We start from the raw sequence: 15,358 nt of genomic DNA on the forward strand, positions 1-15,358 counted from the left end.
ACGCTGGAGCGGTGACCGCCACCCTCGTCGCCAAGGGCCTCTCCGGAGGCTACGCGCACCGCACCCTGTTCGACCGCCTCGATCTCACGGTCGCCCCGGGCGACGTGGTCGGCGTCGTCGGCGCGAACGGCGCGGGCAAGTCCACCCTCCTGCGCATCCTCGCCGGCGAGACCGCCCCGCTCGAGGGCAGCGTCGTGCTCGCGCCCGGCGACGCCTTCGTCGGCTGGCTGCCGCAGGAGCACGAGCGCCGCGAGGGCGAGACCGTCGCCGCCTACATCGCCCGGCGCACCGGCGCCGCGGAGGCCTCGGCCGAGCTCGACGAGGCCGCCTCCGCGCTGGCCGAGCCCGACCCCGACGGCCGCATCGCCGACCGATACGCGCTTGCCCTCGACCGCTGGCTCGCGAGCGGCGCCGCCGACCTCGACGAGCGGACCCCCGTCGTCCTCGCCGACCTCGGCCTCGCGCTCGACGCGACCGGGCGCACGAGCGGTGTGGCCGCCGACTCCCTGATGACCTCGCTCTCCGGCGGCCAAGCCGCTCGCGTCGGCCTCGCCGCCCTCCTGCTCTCCCGCTTCGACGTCGTGCTGCTCGACGAGCCCACCAACGACCTCGACCTCGACGGCCTCGAGCGGCTCGAGGCGTTCGTCCGCGGTCTGCGCGGCGGAGTGGTGCTCGTCAGCCACGACCGCGAGTTCCTCGCCCGCAGCGTCACCCGCGTGCTCGAGCTCGACCTCGCCCAGGGCACCACCACCGTCTACGGCGGCGGCTACGACGCCTTCTTGGAGGAGCGCGAGACCGCGCGCCGCCAGCGCCGCGAGAAGTACGAGGACTTCGCGGACAAGAAGGAGGACCTCGTCTCGCGCGCCCGCACCCAGCGGGAGTGGTCGAGCCAGGGCGTCCGCAACGCGATGAAGAAGGCGCCCGACAACGACAAGATCCGCCGCAAGGCCTCGGCCGAGTCGAGCGAGAAGCAGGCCCAGAAGGTCCGCCAGATGGAGAGCCGCATCGCCCGGCTCGAGGAGGTGGAGGAGCCGCGCAAGGAGTGGCAGCTGGCCTTCACGATCGGCAGCGCCCCGCGCTCGAGCTCGGTCGTCTCGACGCTGAACGGCGCCGTGGCCCGGCGCGGCACCTTCACCCTCGGCCCGGTCTCGCTGCAGGTCGACGCGGGCGACCGCATCGGAATCACCGGCCCCAACGGCGCCGGCAAGTCGACGCTCCTGTCACTGCTGCTGGGCCGCTCCGCCCCGGAGGAGGGCGGCGCCTCGCTCGGCGCGAGCGTCGCGATCGGCGAGATCGACCAGGCGCGCGGGATGCTCGCCGCCGACGTGCCGCTCGCCGACGCCTTCGAGGCGCTCGTCCCGGAGTGGCCGACCGCCGAGGTGCGCACCCTGCTGGCGAAGTTCGGCCTCAAGGCCGACCACGTCTCGCGCCCCGTCGGCGAGCTCTCGCCCGGCGAGCGGACCCGCGCCGCCCTGGCGCTGCTGCAGGCGCGCGGCACGAACCTCCTCGTGCTGGACGAGCCGACCAACCACCTCGACCTCGCCGCGATCGAGCAGCTGGAGCAGGCGCTCGAGGCCTACGAGGGCACGCTGCTGCTGGTCACCCACGACCGCCGCATGCTCGAGACCGTGCAGCTGACCCGCCACTGGCACGTCGAGGCGGGCGTCGTCACCGAGCGCTGACCGTTCCTCCGCTCTCCAGAAGTCGTCGTACTCGACCCTCCGCTACGACGACTTCTGAGGAGTCGGTGCGCCCGGCGTCAGAGCGACGCCGCGCGCGCCAGCAGCAGGGCGCGGGTGCGCTCGTTGCCGGCCAGCGCGGCGGCCGTCGCGAGCTCGGCACGCGCCTCCTCCCGCCTGCCGAGGCGCGCGAGCAGCTCGCCCCGCACGCTCGGCAGCAGGTGCGAGGCCCGCAGAGCGCCCTCGGACGCGAGCCGGTCGACGATCAGCAGCGCGGAGGCCGGACCGGTCGCCATCGACACCGCGACGGCGCGGTTGAGCTCGACGACCGGGCTCGGCGACACCCGCCCGAGGATCTCGTACAGCAGGACGATGCGCTCCCAGTCGGTCGCGGCGACACTCGGCGCGACCGCGTGGCACTCGGCGATCGCCGCCTGCAGCCCGTAGGACCCGCGGCCCTTGCCCACGCGGTCGGCGCGGCGCAGCGCCTCCCGGCCGCGCTCGATCTGCCCGCGGTCCCAGCGGGTGCGGTCCTGATCCTCGAGCAGCACCGGCGAGCCGTCGGGCGCCGTCCGCGCCGCGAACCGCGAGGCCTGCAGCTCCATCAGGGCGAGCAGCCCCAGCACCTCGGGCTCGCGCGGGAGCAGTGCGGCGAGCACCCGCCCGAGCCGCAGCGCCTCCCCCGCCACCTCCGTGCGGAGCCAGCGATCGCCCGACGTCGCGGCGTAGCCCTCCGTGAAGATCAGGTAGACGACCCCGAGCACCGCGTCGAGCCGCGCCCGCCACTCCGCCGGGTCCGGCACCTCGAACGGCACGCCCGACGCCGCGAGCGACTTCTTCGCCCGGACGATGCGCTGCTGGACGGTCGCGACCGGCACCAGGAACAGCCGCGCGATCGCCTCCGTGCCGAGCCCGCCGACGAGCCGGAGCGTGAGCGCGATGCTCGCCTCCCGCGAGAGGACGGGGTGGCAGGCGGTGAAGACCAGCCGGAGCACGTCGTCCTCGATCGGCCGCCACTCGTCGTCGACGCTCTCCTCGAGGGTGCGCGCGAGGAGGCGGTAGCGCTCGTCGAGCGCCGTCCGCCGCCGCCAGCCGTCGATCGCCCGGCGCTTCGCCACGGCCGTCAGCCAGGCCCCGGCGTTGCACGGGACGCCGGTCGTGGGCCACTGCTCGAGCGCCTCGACGAGGGCCTCCTGCGCCAGGTCCTCGGCCAGGCCGACGTCGCCCGTCACCCGGGCGAGCGTCCCGACGATGCGCGCGCTCTCGATCCGCCAGACGGCGTCGACCCGCGCCCGGGTCTCCTCCCCGGGAGGCGCCGGCGTCATGTCAGCCGTTCTCGGCGCGGGCCTTCTCGTCCTCGCGCCAGCCGGCCTCCTTCTGGAGGTACTCGTTGTCGGCGAAGTCCGCGAAGTCGCTCTCGTCGGTGACGCGGCGCACCTCCAGCTTGTTGCCGGGGACGAGCGGGCAGCGCAGCGCCCACTCCTTCGCCTCCTCCTTCGAGGACACCTGGATGATCCAGAAGCCGTTGAACAGCTCGTGCGTCTCGCCGTAGGGGCCGTCGGTGATCGCGGCGGGCTCGGAGGCGAAGTCGACGACGAACCCCGAGGTCGCGACGTCGTCGGCGAGCCCCTCGCCCGCGAGCAGGACGCCGGCGGTGATCATCGCCTCGTTGTACTGCCCCATCCGGGTGATGATCTCGTCGAACGGGATCGCCTCGTAGGCGGCCTTGGCGGCATCGGTCGCGCGCATGATCAGCATGTACTTCACGGTGTTCTCCTCGGGATTCGCGGGCGCCCTCTGCGCCCTCCTACTATCCCGTCGAACGGCGCCCGCCCACATCGACATCCCCGTGAAAGAAACCCGAACGAGTCGATGCCCCCGTGCTGGTCGAGCAGCCCCGCAGTGCTGACATCGTGCCGGTCGAGCAGCCCCGGACTGCCGTCATCATGCCGGTCGAGCAGCCCCGGACTGCCGTCATCATGCCGGTCGAGCAGCCCCGGACTGCCGTCATCATGCTGGTCGAGTAGCCCCGGAGGGGCGTATCGAGACCCACCACCCCCAGCACCCCGGCTCCGCAGACCACCCCGCGCCGCAGGTCACCCCACCGCGTCCAGCAGCACCCGCACCACGGCGGCCGAGCGGTCCGCCGCGTCGTCCACGTGCGCCTCGAACGACCCGGGCTCGCAGAGGTCCGAGATGCCGCGCACCGACACGAACGGCAGCCCGTGCACGTACGCGGTCTGCGCGAGCGACACGGACTCCATGTCCGTCGCCAGCGCCCCGTCGTACAGTCCGCGCACCCGCGCCACATGGTCGCCCGAGACGAAGACGTCGCCCGACACGATCAGCCCGCGCCGCACCGTGATCGCTGCACCGCCCGGCATCGCCGCGTCGAGGTCCGCGGCGAGCGCCGGCGCGTGCCCGGAGTAGCGCGCCGGCATCCCCGGCACCTGCCCCATCGCGTAGCCGAACGCCTGCGCGTCCGCATCGGTCTGCACGTACTCGTCGCCGACGACCACGTCGCCGACGCGCACCTCGGCACCGAGTCCGCCCGCCGATCCGGCGCTGATCACCAGCGGCGCGCCCCCCACCCGGAGGACCGCCGCCGTCAGCCCGCCGGCCGCGTTCACGAGCCCCACGCCGGTGCGCACGAGCAGCACCGAGTGGCCGCCGACCTCGATCGACCACTGCAGGGCGTTGCCCACCGCGACCGGCTCCGGGGCGGCGCCCGCCGCCGCGAGGAACGGCTCGGCCTCCTCGTCCATCGCGACGAGGACGATCGCCTCGACCGCGCTCACGCCGTGACCTGCTCCCACTCGTCGCGCCGCGCGAGGAACGTGCGCGCCGCGTCCTGAGCGCCCTCGAGTGAGTGGTTCGCTCCCCAGCCGCACTGCGTCTCGTTGGCGGCGGGGACCTCGGTGGCCTCGGTGATGTCGCGGAGGGTCGACTCGACCAGGTCCAGCACCTCGGCGAGCTCGGGCTCGCCCTGCAGGATCAGGTAGAAGCCGGTCTGGCAGCCCATCGGCGAGAAGTCGACGACGCGGTCGGAGTGGTTGCGCGACTTCTCCGCGAACAGGTGCTCGAGCGAGTGCACGGTCGGCATCTCGAGGTGGCCGTGGTTGGGCTGAGTGAAGCGCACGTCGTACTTGACGAGGTGGTCCCCGGCCGGGAGCGTCTTCGCGTCGGCCAGGCGCACGTAGGGCGCGGCGACGGTGCGGTGATCGAGGTTGAACGACTCGACGTTCATGCGCGGCTGATCCACGGTGGTCTCCTTCTCCTGGGGTCCGTCCATTGTCCCCCGCGCCTCCGACAGCAGCCCGCGAGCCGATCCACTGCTATCGAGGTGAGGAAGCGCCTGTCGGCATCGGCGGCGAAGGGATGCCGAGCAGCGCCGGCGGCGTGTAGATCCCCGACGGCGTCTTCGGTGCCACCGCGGGTGCGGGGTGGCCGTGCACAGGTGCTTGACCCCTGGCGAGCGCCCCTTCAGTGGTCGTGGTCCGATCCGACATGCGATCCCTCCTTCTGCTGAGGACGAGCGGCGTCGAGCCATTCGACGACGGCTCCCTCCGGGACCGATACCCAGACGCCGCGACTCCCTTCGATCCTTCCACCGAAGGTCCCGTCGGCCAGGACCTCGAACTGCACTTCGACGAAGATGTCGCGAGACTGCGGATAGGTCGAGACGAAGCTCTTCACCGACATCCATCCGCCGACTCGGCGACCGTCGGGAAGCTGCACCTTCACCCAGGTATCGACCATGGTCTGCGCGACCTTGTCCCATGCCGTCGGGATGCTCTCATACGCCGTAGCCCGTCCGACCGGCAAGCGGATCCAGCGCCACTGCGGGCGTGCGAGCCATCGCCAGTCGGGGCGCCACCACCGCGGCCTGAAGTGCAGAACGAACGCCGCCGCGGACGGGATCAGTACCCCGAGCCCCAGCAGGTAGCCGCCGACGAGCCGGGGCTCCCGCTCGAAGGAGGCGCGTGGGTCGCTCGCGAAGGCCACCAGATCGTCGCCGAGGACGACGAGGTACACCGCATCGAGGACGACGCTCACGAGGACCGCATCGAAGACGCGAGTGCTCACGTTCTGGTCGGTCCATCGGAAGCCCCTGAGCCAGAGCCGCACCGCTGCGTAGAGCACGCCCGGCACGACCAGCGCGAGCAGGATCGCCACGCCGATGGCGCTGTCGGGGACGACCATGAGCTGCTCCTTCCGCGAAGTGGACTCCCGCAAGCGTGCCGCCGTTCTTCGGGCGAGGACGATTCCGGGACGCCGATCGGAGGAGAGTTCCTGGTTCCGGACCTTGTTGAGGAGTCTGTCTCGTCGGCGTCCCCCGTCCGACTCCCCACCGCCTCACTCCCTCGAGATCGACGGCGCACGCGCCGCGTCGAGCACGGACGCGGTCGATCAGCGGACCGGAGCACGGGCCGCACTGTTGGCGGCGATCGGCGCCGCAACGCTCGAGGACGCCGTGACCATCGCCAGGGGTCGGCCACGGCTCGACGGCGGGGAGCCCGCCGGCCCGGTGTGGAAGGTGCGCTCGACCAGAGGGCTGGACCAGAAGGTGAGCCGGCTCGCGAAGAGCCGCGGCGTCAGCACGTCGCAGATCCTCCGCGAGGCCGCTGCCGCCTACGTCGAGGCGTCCTGATCCGGCGTCGCCGACACCGCTACCGCGCCGCCGCGTCCTCGCCCGGCACGAAGCGGTAGCCCATCCCCGCCTCCGTCAGCAGGAACCGCGGGTGCGCGGGATCGGGCTCGAGCTTCTTGCGCAGCTGCGCGAGGTACAGCCGGAGGTAGCCGGTGTCGGTCACGTGGGTCGGCCCCCAGATCTCGTCGAGCAGCGAGCGCCGGGTGACCAGCTTGCCCGCGTTCCGCACGAGGATCTCCAGCACCTGCCACTCCGTCGGCGTGAGCCGCACCGCGGCGCCGTCGCGCATCGCGCTCTTCGCCGCGAGGTCGACGGTCACGTCGCCGATCCGCACCGTCGGCTCGCCCTCGGCCGGCTGCACGCGTCGCGACAGGGCCCGGATGCGCGCGAGCACCTCGTCCATCGAGAACGGCTTGGTCACGTAGTCGTCGGCCCCCGCGTCGAGGGCGCCGACCTTGTCCGCCGAGCCGGTGCGCCCCGAGACGACCAGCACCGGCGCGCTCGTCCAGCCGCGCAGCGCCTGGATCACCTCGACCCCGTCGAGCCGCGGCATGCCGAGGTCGATCATGTAGAGGTCCGGCCGCTCGTCGATGGCGCGGTTGATCGCCTCGGTCCCGTCGCCCGCGGTGACCACGTCGTAACCGCGGGCGGTCAGGGTGATCCGCAGCGCGCGCAGGATCTGCGGGTCGTCGTCGGCGATCAGGATCTTCATGCGGCTCCTCCCGAAGCATCGGCTCCCGCGGCCCGCCGCTCGGCGGCATCGGGCTCGGCGGCATCGTTCCGGGCGGCATCGGTCCGGGCGGCCGCGTCGTCCGCCACCACCGGCAGCGTCACCACCATCGTCAGCCCGCCGCCCGGGGTGTCCTCGGCCTCGAGCGTCCCGCCCATCCCCTCGGTGAACCCCTTCGACAGCGCGAGCCCCAGCCCCAGCCCGGTCGTGTTGTCGTCGTCGCCCAGGCGCTGGAACGGCACGAAGACCTCCTCCCGGCGCTCGGGCTCGATCCCGGGGCCGTGGTCGACGATCCGGATCTGCGCCGTGCCGCCGAAGACGCTGGTCGACACGCGCACCCGGGTCCCCTCCGGCGCGTGGCGCACCGCGTTCGCCAGGAGGTTCACCACGACCCGCTGCAGCAGCACGCCGTCGGCGAGCAGCTCCGGCCCGTCCGGATCCAGGTCGAGGTCGACCTCCGCCGGACCGAGCCCCAGCTCGTCGAGCGCGGGCAGCACGACATCGGCGGCGTCCAGCGGCGCGAGCGACACGGCGAGCACTCCCGCCTCGAGCCGGGTCACGTCGAGCAGGTCGGTCACCAGCGCGCCCAGGGTGGTGAGGCTCTCGTCCGCGGTCGCGAGCAGCTCCGCCCGGTCGCCCTCGCTCCACTCCACGTCGCGCGAGCGCAGCCCCGAGACGGCGGCGGTGGCGGCCGCCAGCGGCCGGCGCAGGTCGTGGCTGACCGCCGAGAGCAGGGCGCTGCGCATCCGGTCGGTCTCGGCCAGCGGAGCCAGCGAGCTCGCCGTCTCGCTCAGCGCCTCCCGCTCGAGCGCGGAGTCGAGCTGCGCGGCGACCACCTGCAGCAGCCGCCGCTCGCTGCCCTCCAGCTCGCGGCCGTGCAGCTCGAGCTCCGCCTGCGCGCCCACCGGGATCCGCACGGGCTCGCCCGCGGCGGCCGGCTCGCCGTCCGCGGCGACCACCGCGCCGTCCCGCACCAGCCGGACGCCGGTGAGGCCGAACGCCTCGCGCGCGCGCTCGAGGATCGCCTGCAGCGCACCCTGGCCGCGGATCACCCCGCCCGCGATCGTCGCGAGCAGCTCCGCCTCGGCTCCGGACCGCTTCGCCGCGCGGGAGCGCCGGGCCGCCCTGTCCACCACGGCGCTGACCAGCACCGCGTTCAGGACGTAGAGCGCGAGCGCGAGCTCGTGCAGCGGCTCGTCGACGGAGACCGTGTAGAGCGGATCGACGAAGAAGTAGTCGAGGGTCAGCCCCGAGAGGACGGCCGCGAACAGCGCGGGCCAGAGCCCGCCGACCAGCGCGACGAGCACGACGAGCAGCTGGTACGAGAGCACGTCGCTGGTGATCGACTCATCGCTCCGCAGGCTCGCCATCAGCCAGGTGACCAGCGGCCCGCCGACCAGCGCGAGGGCCGTGCCGAGGAGCCGGCGCCGCAGCGTCAGGGCTCCGCCGAGGCGCGGCAGCACCGCCGCGCGACCGGCGGCCGAATGGCTGACGATGTGGACGTCGATGTCACCCGACTCGCGGATCACGGTCGCGCCGATCCCCGGAGTGAGCGCCGCGGCGAGGCGGCTGCGCCGGCTCACGCCGAGCACCAGCTGCGTGGCGTCCACCGAGCGGGCGAACGCGACGAGGGTGCGCGGCACGTCCTCGCCGACCACCTGGTGGTAGCTGCCGCCGAGCGACTCGACGAGCGCGCGCTGCGCCGCGAGCACCTCGGGGCGCGGCGTCCGCAGTCCGTCCGGCGTCAGCACGTGCACGGCGAGCAGGTCGCCGCCGGAGGCGCGCGCGGCGATCCGCGCACCGCGCCGCAGCAGAGTCTCGCCCTCCGAGCCGCCGGTCAGCGTCACGACCACGCGCTCGCGGGCGGCCCAGGTGCTGTCGATGCCGTGCTCGCCGCGGTAGTCGCGGAGCGCGCTGTCGACCTCGTCCGCCAGCCAGAGCAGTGCCAGCTCGCGCAGCGCGGTGAGCGTGCCGAGGCGGAAGCGGTGCGAGAGCTCGGCGTCGATCCGCTCGGGCGGGAAGACGCGGCCCGCGGCGAGCCGGTCGCGCAGCGCCTGCGGAGCGAGGTCGACGAGCTCGATCCGGTCGGCGGCGCGGAGCACGGCGTCGGGGATCGTCTCGTGCGGCCGCGCCCCGGTGATCGCCTCGACGACGTCGTTCAGCGAGGCGATGTGCTGGATGTCGACGGTCGTGAGCACGGTGATGCCGGCGTCGAGGAGCTCCGCCACGTCCTCCCAGCGCTTCCGGTGCGACGAGCCGGGAGCGTTGGTGTGCGCGAGCTCGTCGACCAGCGCGATGTCCGGTCGGCGGGCGAGCACCGCCGCCGGGTCCATCTCCTCGAGTCGCGCACCGCGGTGCAGCACCGCGCGCCGCGGGACGACCTCGAGGCCCGCGATCCTCGCGGCGGTCTCGGCGCGGCCGTGCGTCTCGACGACCGCGATCACGACGTCGCGGCCCTCGGCGGCGAGCCGGCCGCCCTCCTCGAGCATCGTGGACGTCGTGCCGACGCCGGGCGCCGCTCCCAGCAGCACGCGCAGGCGGCCCTTCGTCATGCTCCGGCCCCCACCCTCGGCTCGCGAGATCGGCTCCGGCACGCACGATCGCGGCGTTCCGGCGAGCCGAAGGTGATTCTACGAGCCCGAGGTGCGCCGCGAGCCTCAGCGCAGGCGGTACGCCTTCCAGAACTGGCGCATGGTCAGGCCGTACTCCTTGCGGAACAGCCGTGCGGCGGTCACGTACTCGTGCAGTCCGCACCGGGCGGCGAGCACCTCGAAGCCGTCGGGGTTGTCGGCCGCACTGATCTCCGCGGCGAGCGCCGTCAGGCGACTGGTCCGGATGTACTCGGAGAGGGTCGGTCCGTCGCTCGCGAAGAGCCGGTGGATCGTGCGGGGACTGGTGTGGAAGACCTCGGCCAGGGTGCCGACGGTGAGATCGCGCTGGGCGAGGTGGTCGCGCACGTAGCCCTCGACGTGCTCCCGGGAGAGCTTGATGCGATCGAGGTCGCCGACGGCGAGGTGCGACCGGTTCGCCAGCGACGCCTCGATCAGCCCGGTCAGCTGCGCGAGCTGCGTGCGGAACGCGTCCGGCGAGATCGAGTCGTGCGAGGCGAGCTCGTGCGAGAGCGTCTGGAACAGGCGCATCAGTCGCGGCGGCGAGATCACCTCCACTCCGTAGAGCGGGACCGAGGCCCGGAAGCGCTCGCTCAGCTGATCGACCGGAATGCTGATGAAGACGCACTCGGTCACGTCGTAGGTCTCCGAGGACACGGGCTCGCCGCCGCCCGCGATGGCGATGGAGCCCCTGGTGAGGCGATAGCGCTGAGTGCCGACGGAGATGAAGCACTCGCCCTCGATGAGGGCCACGATCTCGATGCGATTGCTTCTCGGGAATCCGAGGGAGCTCGAATCCGGAGAGGTGAAGTAATTGGCGCGGGCAGTCAGCCGCTGAGCACTCACCTGATCGATGATCACGCGCTCCGACTCCGCCTCGAACGCCTCTCGACTGCGCGGATGGAATTCACCGACTCCCATCCACTCGCTGATCGCCTTCTCGGCGCCCGGACCGCTGAAGCGCTGCCGATCGATGCGGCAGGGCGAGCTCGGCCTGAGGGGGGAGTCCGTGGACGGGAGGGTCTCTTTCATCACTGCTGTTCCATCTCGAGGATCGGCTACGAGCGCCCCGGAACGGGATCCGCTCGCCACACGTCCGCGACGGCAGGACATGTGAATTCTCAAAGCCACCACCTGCTCATCCGCACGGTGAACGGGGACTGCTGCGGGGTGACCGAGCGGTGAGTGTAACAGGAGAGAGGGCGCCGAATTCAAGTCCGGCGCCAATTGAGTGATTCCCCGCCGAATCAGCTGATCTCCGCCATCTTCGATTCCCCGTCTTTCCGCGGATGGATGTCTTTCTATACGCAAGCATCGACCTTTATATACGTCCTCATGAACGAAGAGCACTTTCAGGTTCCGGACATGGATCACTGAGCCTCATCAGCCGTTCCCGCCATCTCCGATGATCCGTGCCAGAGATTTCGGGACGCCGCGCGGTCGGCTCACCATCGATGTCGACCCCGCGAAACCGCTCTGCCGCCCACGAGGCCGGTTCAGATCGTCGTCCGCCGCGACCGTCGCTCGCCCTCCCCACCCACGAAAGGGACACCCGAGAATGAGACCACGACTCCGCCGCCGCCTCCTGGCCGCCGCCGCCCTCGCCGCCGCGGTCGCCGTTCCGAGCGCCGTCGCCGTGGGCGGTGCCGCACCGGCCGCCGTCGCCGACACCGCGAGCGCCGTCCCCGACCTCCGCGTCTCCTACCTCCAGCTCGGAGCGACCGGCTCGCTGGCGCAGATCGATCCGGCCGGCATCGCCGCCTCGAACGTGATCGTGTTCGCCTTCGCCGACCCGGCGAGCAGCACGGCCGATCCCGCGACCCTCGCGGCGATGCAGAAGGTCATCGACCAGGAGGCGAAGGGCACGGTGAACCTGCTCAGCCTCGGCGGGCAGACCGTCACCCGGGACACCGTGAACACCGGCACGGCGAGCGCCGTCGGCTCCCGGCTGCTCGCGCAGATCGAGGACTACAACGCGAAGCTCTCCGGCGGGAGCATCACGGGCGTCGACCTCGACCTCGAGAACGGCATCGACGCCCCGACGATCAGTGCCCTCGGCGCGACCGTGAAGGGCGCGGGCCTCTCCCTCGCCGTCGCGCCGCAGGTCTACCTGAGCAGCGGGACCGAGGTGGACCCGGCCGCGCCCACGAACCTGACCCTCACCTCCGGTGTCCACGACGGCGCGAACGACCAGTTCGGTCCGCTCCTGAAGAGCGGCACGGTCGACTACCTGCTCGCTCAGACCTACAACACCGGCGGCTGGACGGTCGGCGGCGCCGCCGAGAAGGACCCCGGCTTCTTCAGCACGATCAGCCACGCGCTCAACAGCGCCGTCCGGCCCGACTGCTCCGCCGCCACCTCGCTGTGCATCAGCGAGAGCACCGAGATCGTGATCGGCCAGGTCAGCAACGCCGGCGCCAGCGGGACCGCGAACAACGTCTTCGGCGGATCCGGCGCCGCCGCCTACGACCAGGCCGCGGTGCTCGCCGACCTCGCCGCGCAGTGGAAGGCGATGAAGGCGAAGCCCGAGCTCTACGGTCACGTGACCGGCGTCATGCAGTGGTCGCTCAACAACGACTACGCGCCCGCGGCCTGGGGCGACGCCTCGGCCGTCCCCGGCGCCTTCAGCGTCGCGCTCTTCGGGGCGGCCGCGCCGGCACCGGCTCCGTACTTCCTCCTCCAGGTGAGCAACACCGGCCCGGACAGCCCCGACTCGGGCGCCTACGCCTCGGCCACGCTCGTGGTCGACGGTCAGTACTGGATCTTCGGCAACAAGTGGGGCTCGGCACTGAGCCCGGGCGCCAACGAGTCGTTCGGCACCTCGGCGTCCGCCAAGAACCCCGCGACCCCGTACGTGATCAACAGCAGCAGCCTCGACTCGATCTTCAGCGGCGGGAAGAAGTCCTTCACCACCTCGCAGGTGCTGATCAACGGCTACTCCGCGCAGAGCGACGTCGCCTCACCGGGTGAGCAGTACGCCTGCCCGGTCGGATCGGGCTACACGTTCGAGGCCGGGCACTCCTACAACGTGCAGGTCAACGCGAACTCGGGCTTCAAGTCCTGCGCCATCTCGAAGGTCAACTGACCCTTCCCGCACTCCTCGGGCGGGCCGCGCCGTTCCCACACTCCGCTGCGGCCCGTCCGAGGTCGCGACCGGCTCCCCTCCGGTCGCCCTTCCGCTCTCCCGGTCACCCCGACCCGGAGAGCCAGAACGAGAGGAACACCCCATGTCCCGTCACCTGCTCCCCAAGGCGATCGCCGGAGTCGTCCTCGTGGCCGGCGTCCTGACCGGCTGCGCGCCGGCCACCGGAACCGCCTCGCAGTCGTCCACGAGCTCCAGCTCCGCCGCCGCGAAGACCACGGCGCCGTCGACGGTCGCGCCGGCCGGCGAGAGCCGCGAAGGCGCGTTCGAGGGCCTCAACGGCAAGAAGGTCGCCGGCACCGCGACCGTGTCGGGAAAGACGGTCGACCTCAGCGGCTTCTCCTCCGACGAGGGCCCGGACCTGCACCTCTACCTGACGAACGGGACCGACGAGAAGGCCGTGAGCGCCGGTGTCGAGCTGGGCCCGGTCTCCTACGACACGAAGACCCAGAGCTTCGACGTGGGCGACGCCGCCGACTACACCTACGTCGTCGTGCACTGCGACAAGGCGAAGGCCGTCTTCGGCGCGGCGAAGCTCTCGTGACGCGGCCCGGGTGGCGCTGGGCGGCCGCGGCCCTGGGCACCGCCGTCCGCGTCGCTCTGGGCCTGCTCTGGATCAACGAGGGCGCGATCAAGCTGCGATCCGGATTCGGGGCCTCCGACATCCTCCTCGTCGCCGATGGCGCCGCGGAGAACGGGCGGGTGCCCGACTACTTCCAGCTCTTCGCGTCGACGATCCTGCACGCTCAGGCCGGCCTCTTCGGCTTCGTCACGCCGCTCGTCGAGATCGGGCTGGGCGTCGCGCTGATCGCAGGGATCCTCACCGCGCCGGCCGCGCTCGCCTCGCTCGCGACGCTGCTGATGTACTGGTCGGCCGATCAGCTCATCGACGAGTACCCGGTGATGGCGCTGCTCTCGGGCCTCGTCCTCGCCTTCGCGGCGACCTGCTCGCAGATCTCCGCGACCGGTCTCCTCGTCCGCATCCTGCGGACCCGGAACCGCACCCTGGCCGGCGTCCTGGAGCGGCCGGGCCTGCGCCGCTGGCTCTGACGACGGCGCTGCAGAACACGGGGACCCCGGAACGAGCTCGGCTCGTGCCCGGGGTCCCCTCTTTCATGTCTCCTCCTGAGAGCGGTCTCACCCAGCACTGGCGCGGAGGCACCGGGGGAAGGTCACGGTTCGGCAACGCCGCGGATCGATCTCCCGTCGCGCTTTACAGACCGGTGCACGCGCAATATGTTGTCTCCGTGGACAAAGCCCCTCGGGGCTCCCCGCCCCTCCCGGGCGACGACACGACGACGTGCTCCCACCTGCACGCTCTCGCGCCGTCCTCATCCTCGGACACTGCTTTCAGAGAGGAATGCACTCCATGAAGTTCTCCCGCAGCATCACCACGCTGGCCGCCGCCGGCATCATCTCCCTCGGCCTCGCGGCCTGCTCCGCCAGCCCCGCCAACTCGGGTGGCGCCGCTGCCGGCGCGGGCGCCGAAGGCGACTGCACCGTCGGCATCTCGATGCCCACCCGCAGCCTCGAGCGCTGGATCAACGACGGCGAGGGCCTCCAGTCCCAGCTCGAGGGCGACGGCTGCACCGTCGACCTGCAGTACGCCGACAACAAGACCGACCAGCAGATCTCGCAGATCCAGAACCAGATCGCCGGCGGCTCGAAGATCCTGGTCGTCGCGGCCATCGACGGCGAGGCGCTCGCCCCCGTCCTCGCCGAGGCGAAGAAGCAGAACGCGACCGTCATCGCCTACGACCGCCTGATCAACGGCACCGCCGACGTCGACTACTACGCGACGTTCGACAACTACAAGGTCGGCCAGCTCCAGGGCCAGTACATCGAGTCGACCCTCGACCTCGCCAACGCCGCGGGTCCCTTCACCCTCGAGCCCTTCGCCGGCAGCCCCGACGACAACAACGCCAAGTTCTTCTTCTCCGGCGCCTGGGACGTCCTGCAGCCCTACATCGAGAGCGGCAAGCTCGTCGTGCCGTCCGGCAAGTCCCCCGCCTCGGACGACGACTGGGCCTCGATCGGCATCCAGGGCTGGGCCTCGGACAAGGCGCAGTCCGAGATGGACAACCGCCTCTCCTCCTTCTACACCGGTGACCAGAAGGTCGACGTGGTGCTCTCCCCCAACGACAGCCTGGCGATCGGCATCGAGGCCTCGCTGAAGTCCGCCGGCTACGCGCCCGGCGCCGACTACCCGATCATCACCGGGCAGGACGCCGACAAGGCCAACGTCAAGGCGATCCTCGCCGACGAGCAGTCGATGACGGTCTGGAAGGACACCCGCACCCTCGGCGACCGCGTCTTCCAGATGGTGCAGTCGATCGTCGCGGGCGAGGAGCCCGAGGTCAACGACACCGAGACGTACGACAACGGCGAGAAGGTCGTCCCGTCCTACCTCCTCGAGCCGCAGGTCGTCGTCAAGGACGACGTGCAGTCGGTCCTCGTCGACTCCGGCTTCCTCAAGGCCGGCGACGTCGGACTCTGATCGGTCGGGCGGGGCAGGGGAGGAGTGATCCTCCCCCACCCCGCCCTTCT

15 protein-coding genes are annotated in these 15,358 nt (G+C 71.9%); 7 read left to right on the forward strand and 8 right to left on the reverse strand.

All coding sequences use genetic code 11. The annotated features are described in order from the left end of the window. Positions 1 to 11: 11 nt before the first annotated feature. Positions 12 to 1,682, forward strand: coding sequence for an ABC-F family ATP-binding cassette domain-containing protein (locus EDF22_RS17290; RefSeq protein WP_123706088.1), 1,671 nt, complete (start codon positions 12 to 14; stop codon positions 1,680 to 1,682). A 77-nt stretch (positions 1,683 to 1,759) separates the two neighbouring features. Here EDF22_RS17290 and EDF22_RS17295 read toward each other — a convergent pair whose 3' ends face one another. Both EDF22_RS17295 and EDF22_RS17300 read right to left on the reverse strand, forming a co-directional pair. Further along, entirely contained in the window at positions 1,760 to 3,004 is a 1,245-nt protein-coding gene (locus tag EDF22_RS17295) for an RNA polymerase sigma factor (protein WP_123706089.1), read from the reverse strand. A gap of 1 nt (position 3,005) precedes the next feature. Next, on the reverse strand, positions 3,006 to 3,446 hold the full coding sequence (locus EDF22_RS17300) for a YciI family protein (RefSeq protein ID WP_123706090.1): 441 nt from the start codon (positions 3,444 to 3,446) through the stop codon (positions 3,006 to 3,008). A gap of 113 nt (positions 3,447 to 3,559) precedes the next feature. On the opposite strand from EDF22_RS17300, the gene EDF22_RS20960 reads away from it, so the two are divergent. Continuing rightward, the gene (locus EDF22_RS20960; RefSeq protein ID WP_185039070.1) at positions 3,560 to 3,706 is read left to right on the forward strand and encodes a hypothetical protein; all 147 of its coding nucleotides are present in this window, start codon (positions 3,560 to 3,562) and stop codon (positions 3,704 to 3,706) included. Between the two features lie 69 nt (positions 3,707 to 3,775). Here the strand turns inward: EDF22_RS20960 and mtnN are convergent, their stop codons facing one another. From mtnN to EDF22_RS17315, 3 genes are all read right to left on the reverse strand, one after another. Next, on the reverse strand, positions 3,776 to 4,477 hold the full coding sequence (gene mtnN, locus EDF22_RS17305; protein ID WP_123706091.1) for a 5'-methylthioadenosine/S-adenosylhomocysteine nucleosidase: 702 nt from the start codon (positions 4,475 to 4,477) through the stop codon (positions 3,776 to 3,778). Then, complete coding sequence (locus EDF22_RS17310) at positions 4,474 to 4,926, reverse strand: S-ribosylhomocysteine lyase (RefSeq protein ID WP_123706246.1); 453 nt, start codon at positions 4,924 to 4,926, stop codon at positions 4,474 to 4,476. The genes mtnN and EDF22_RS17310 overlap by 4 nt, the downstream gene beginning before the upstream one ends. Before the next feature lie 236 nt (positions 4,927 to 5,162). Next, the gene (locus EDF22_RS17315) at positions 5,163 to 5,882 is read right to left on the reverse strand and encodes a DUF6338 family protein (protein WP_123706092.1); all 720 of its coding nucleotides are present in this window, start codon (positions 5,880 to 5,882) and stop codon (positions 5,163 to 5,165) included. A gap of 271 nt (positions 5,883 to 6,153) precedes the next feature. Between EDF22_RS17315 and EDF22_RS20965 the strand changes: the two genes are divergently transcribed. Then, entirely contained in the window at positions 6,154 to 6,330 is a 177-nt protein-coding gene (locus EDF22_RS20965; RefSeq protein ID WP_185039073.1) for a ribbon-helix-helix protein, CopG family, read from the forward strand. Between the two features lie 19 nt (positions 6,331 to 6,349). Here EDF22_RS20965 and EDF22_RS17325 read toward each other — a convergent pair whose 3' ends face one another. From EDF22_RS17325 to EDF22_RS20970, 3 genes are all read right to left on the reverse strand, one after another. Then, a complete protein-coding gene (locus EDF22_RS17325; protein ID WP_123447224.1) occupies positions 6,350 to 7,042 on the reverse strand; it encodes a response regulator in 693 nt (230 codons plus the stop codon). Then, positions 7,039 to 9,612 (reverse strand): ATP-binding protein, encoded by a 2,574-nt coding sequence (locus tag EDF22_RS17330; protein WP_123706094.1) that lies wholly within the window; start codon positions 9,610 to 9,612, stop codon positions 7,039 to 7,041. The genes EDF22_RS17325 and EDF22_RS17330 overlap by 4 nt, the downstream gene beginning before the upstream one ends. Positions 9,613 to 9,717: 105 nt before the next feature. Beyond that, positions 9,718 to 10,782, reverse strand: a complete 1,065-nt coding sequence (locus EDF22_RS20970; RefSeq protein WP_123706095.1) for a helix-turn-helix domain-containing protein — start codon at positions 10,780 to 10,782, stop codon at positions 9,718 to 9,720. Between the two features lie 445 nt (positions 10,783 to 11,227). On the opposite strand from EDF22_RS20970, the gene EDF22_RS17340 reads away from it, so the two are divergent. The 4 genes from EDF22_RS17340 to chvE all read left to right on the forward strand — a co-directional run bounded on the left by EDF22_RS17340 (position 11,228) and on the right by chvE (position 15,308). Continuing rightward, positions 11,228 to 12,754, forward strand: a complete 1,527-nt coding sequence (locus EDF22_RS17340; protein ID WP_123706096.1) for a hypothetical protein — start codon at positions 11,228 to 11,230, stop codon at positions 12,752 to 12,754. A 142-nt stretch (positions 12,755 to 12,896) separates the two neighbouring features. Continuing rightward, on the forward strand, positions 12,897 to 13,355 hold the full coding sequence (locus EDF22_RS17345; protein WP_123447228.1) for a DM13 domain-containing protein: 459 nt from the start codon (positions 12,897 to 12,899) through the stop codon (positions 13,353 to 13,355). Continuing rightward, positions 13,352 to 13,861, forward strand: coding sequence for a DoxX family membrane protein (locus tag EDF22_RS17350; protein ID WP_185039076.1), 510 nt, complete (start codon positions 13,352 to 13,354; stop codon positions 13,859 to 13,861). The genes EDF22_RS17345 and EDF22_RS17350 overlap by 4 nt, the downstream gene beginning before the upstream one ends. Before the next feature lie 319 nt (positions 13,862 to 14,180). Next, positions 14,181 to 15,308 carry a multiple monosaccharide ABC transporter substrate-binding protein gene (gene chvE, locus EDF22_RS17355; RefSeq protein ID WP_397460175.1) on the forward strand — a complete coding sequence of 376 codons (1,128 nt, stop codon included), beginning with the start codon at positions 14,181 to 14,183 and terminating at the stop codon, positions 15,306 to 15,308. The last annotated feature ends 50 nt before the right edge of the window (positions 15,309 to 15,358 follow it).

This window comes from Rathayibacter sp. PhB127, assembly GCF_003751665.1.
Lineage (GTDB): Bacteria > Actinomycetota > Actinomycetes > Actinomycetales > Microbacteriaceae > Rathayibacter > Rathayibacter festucae.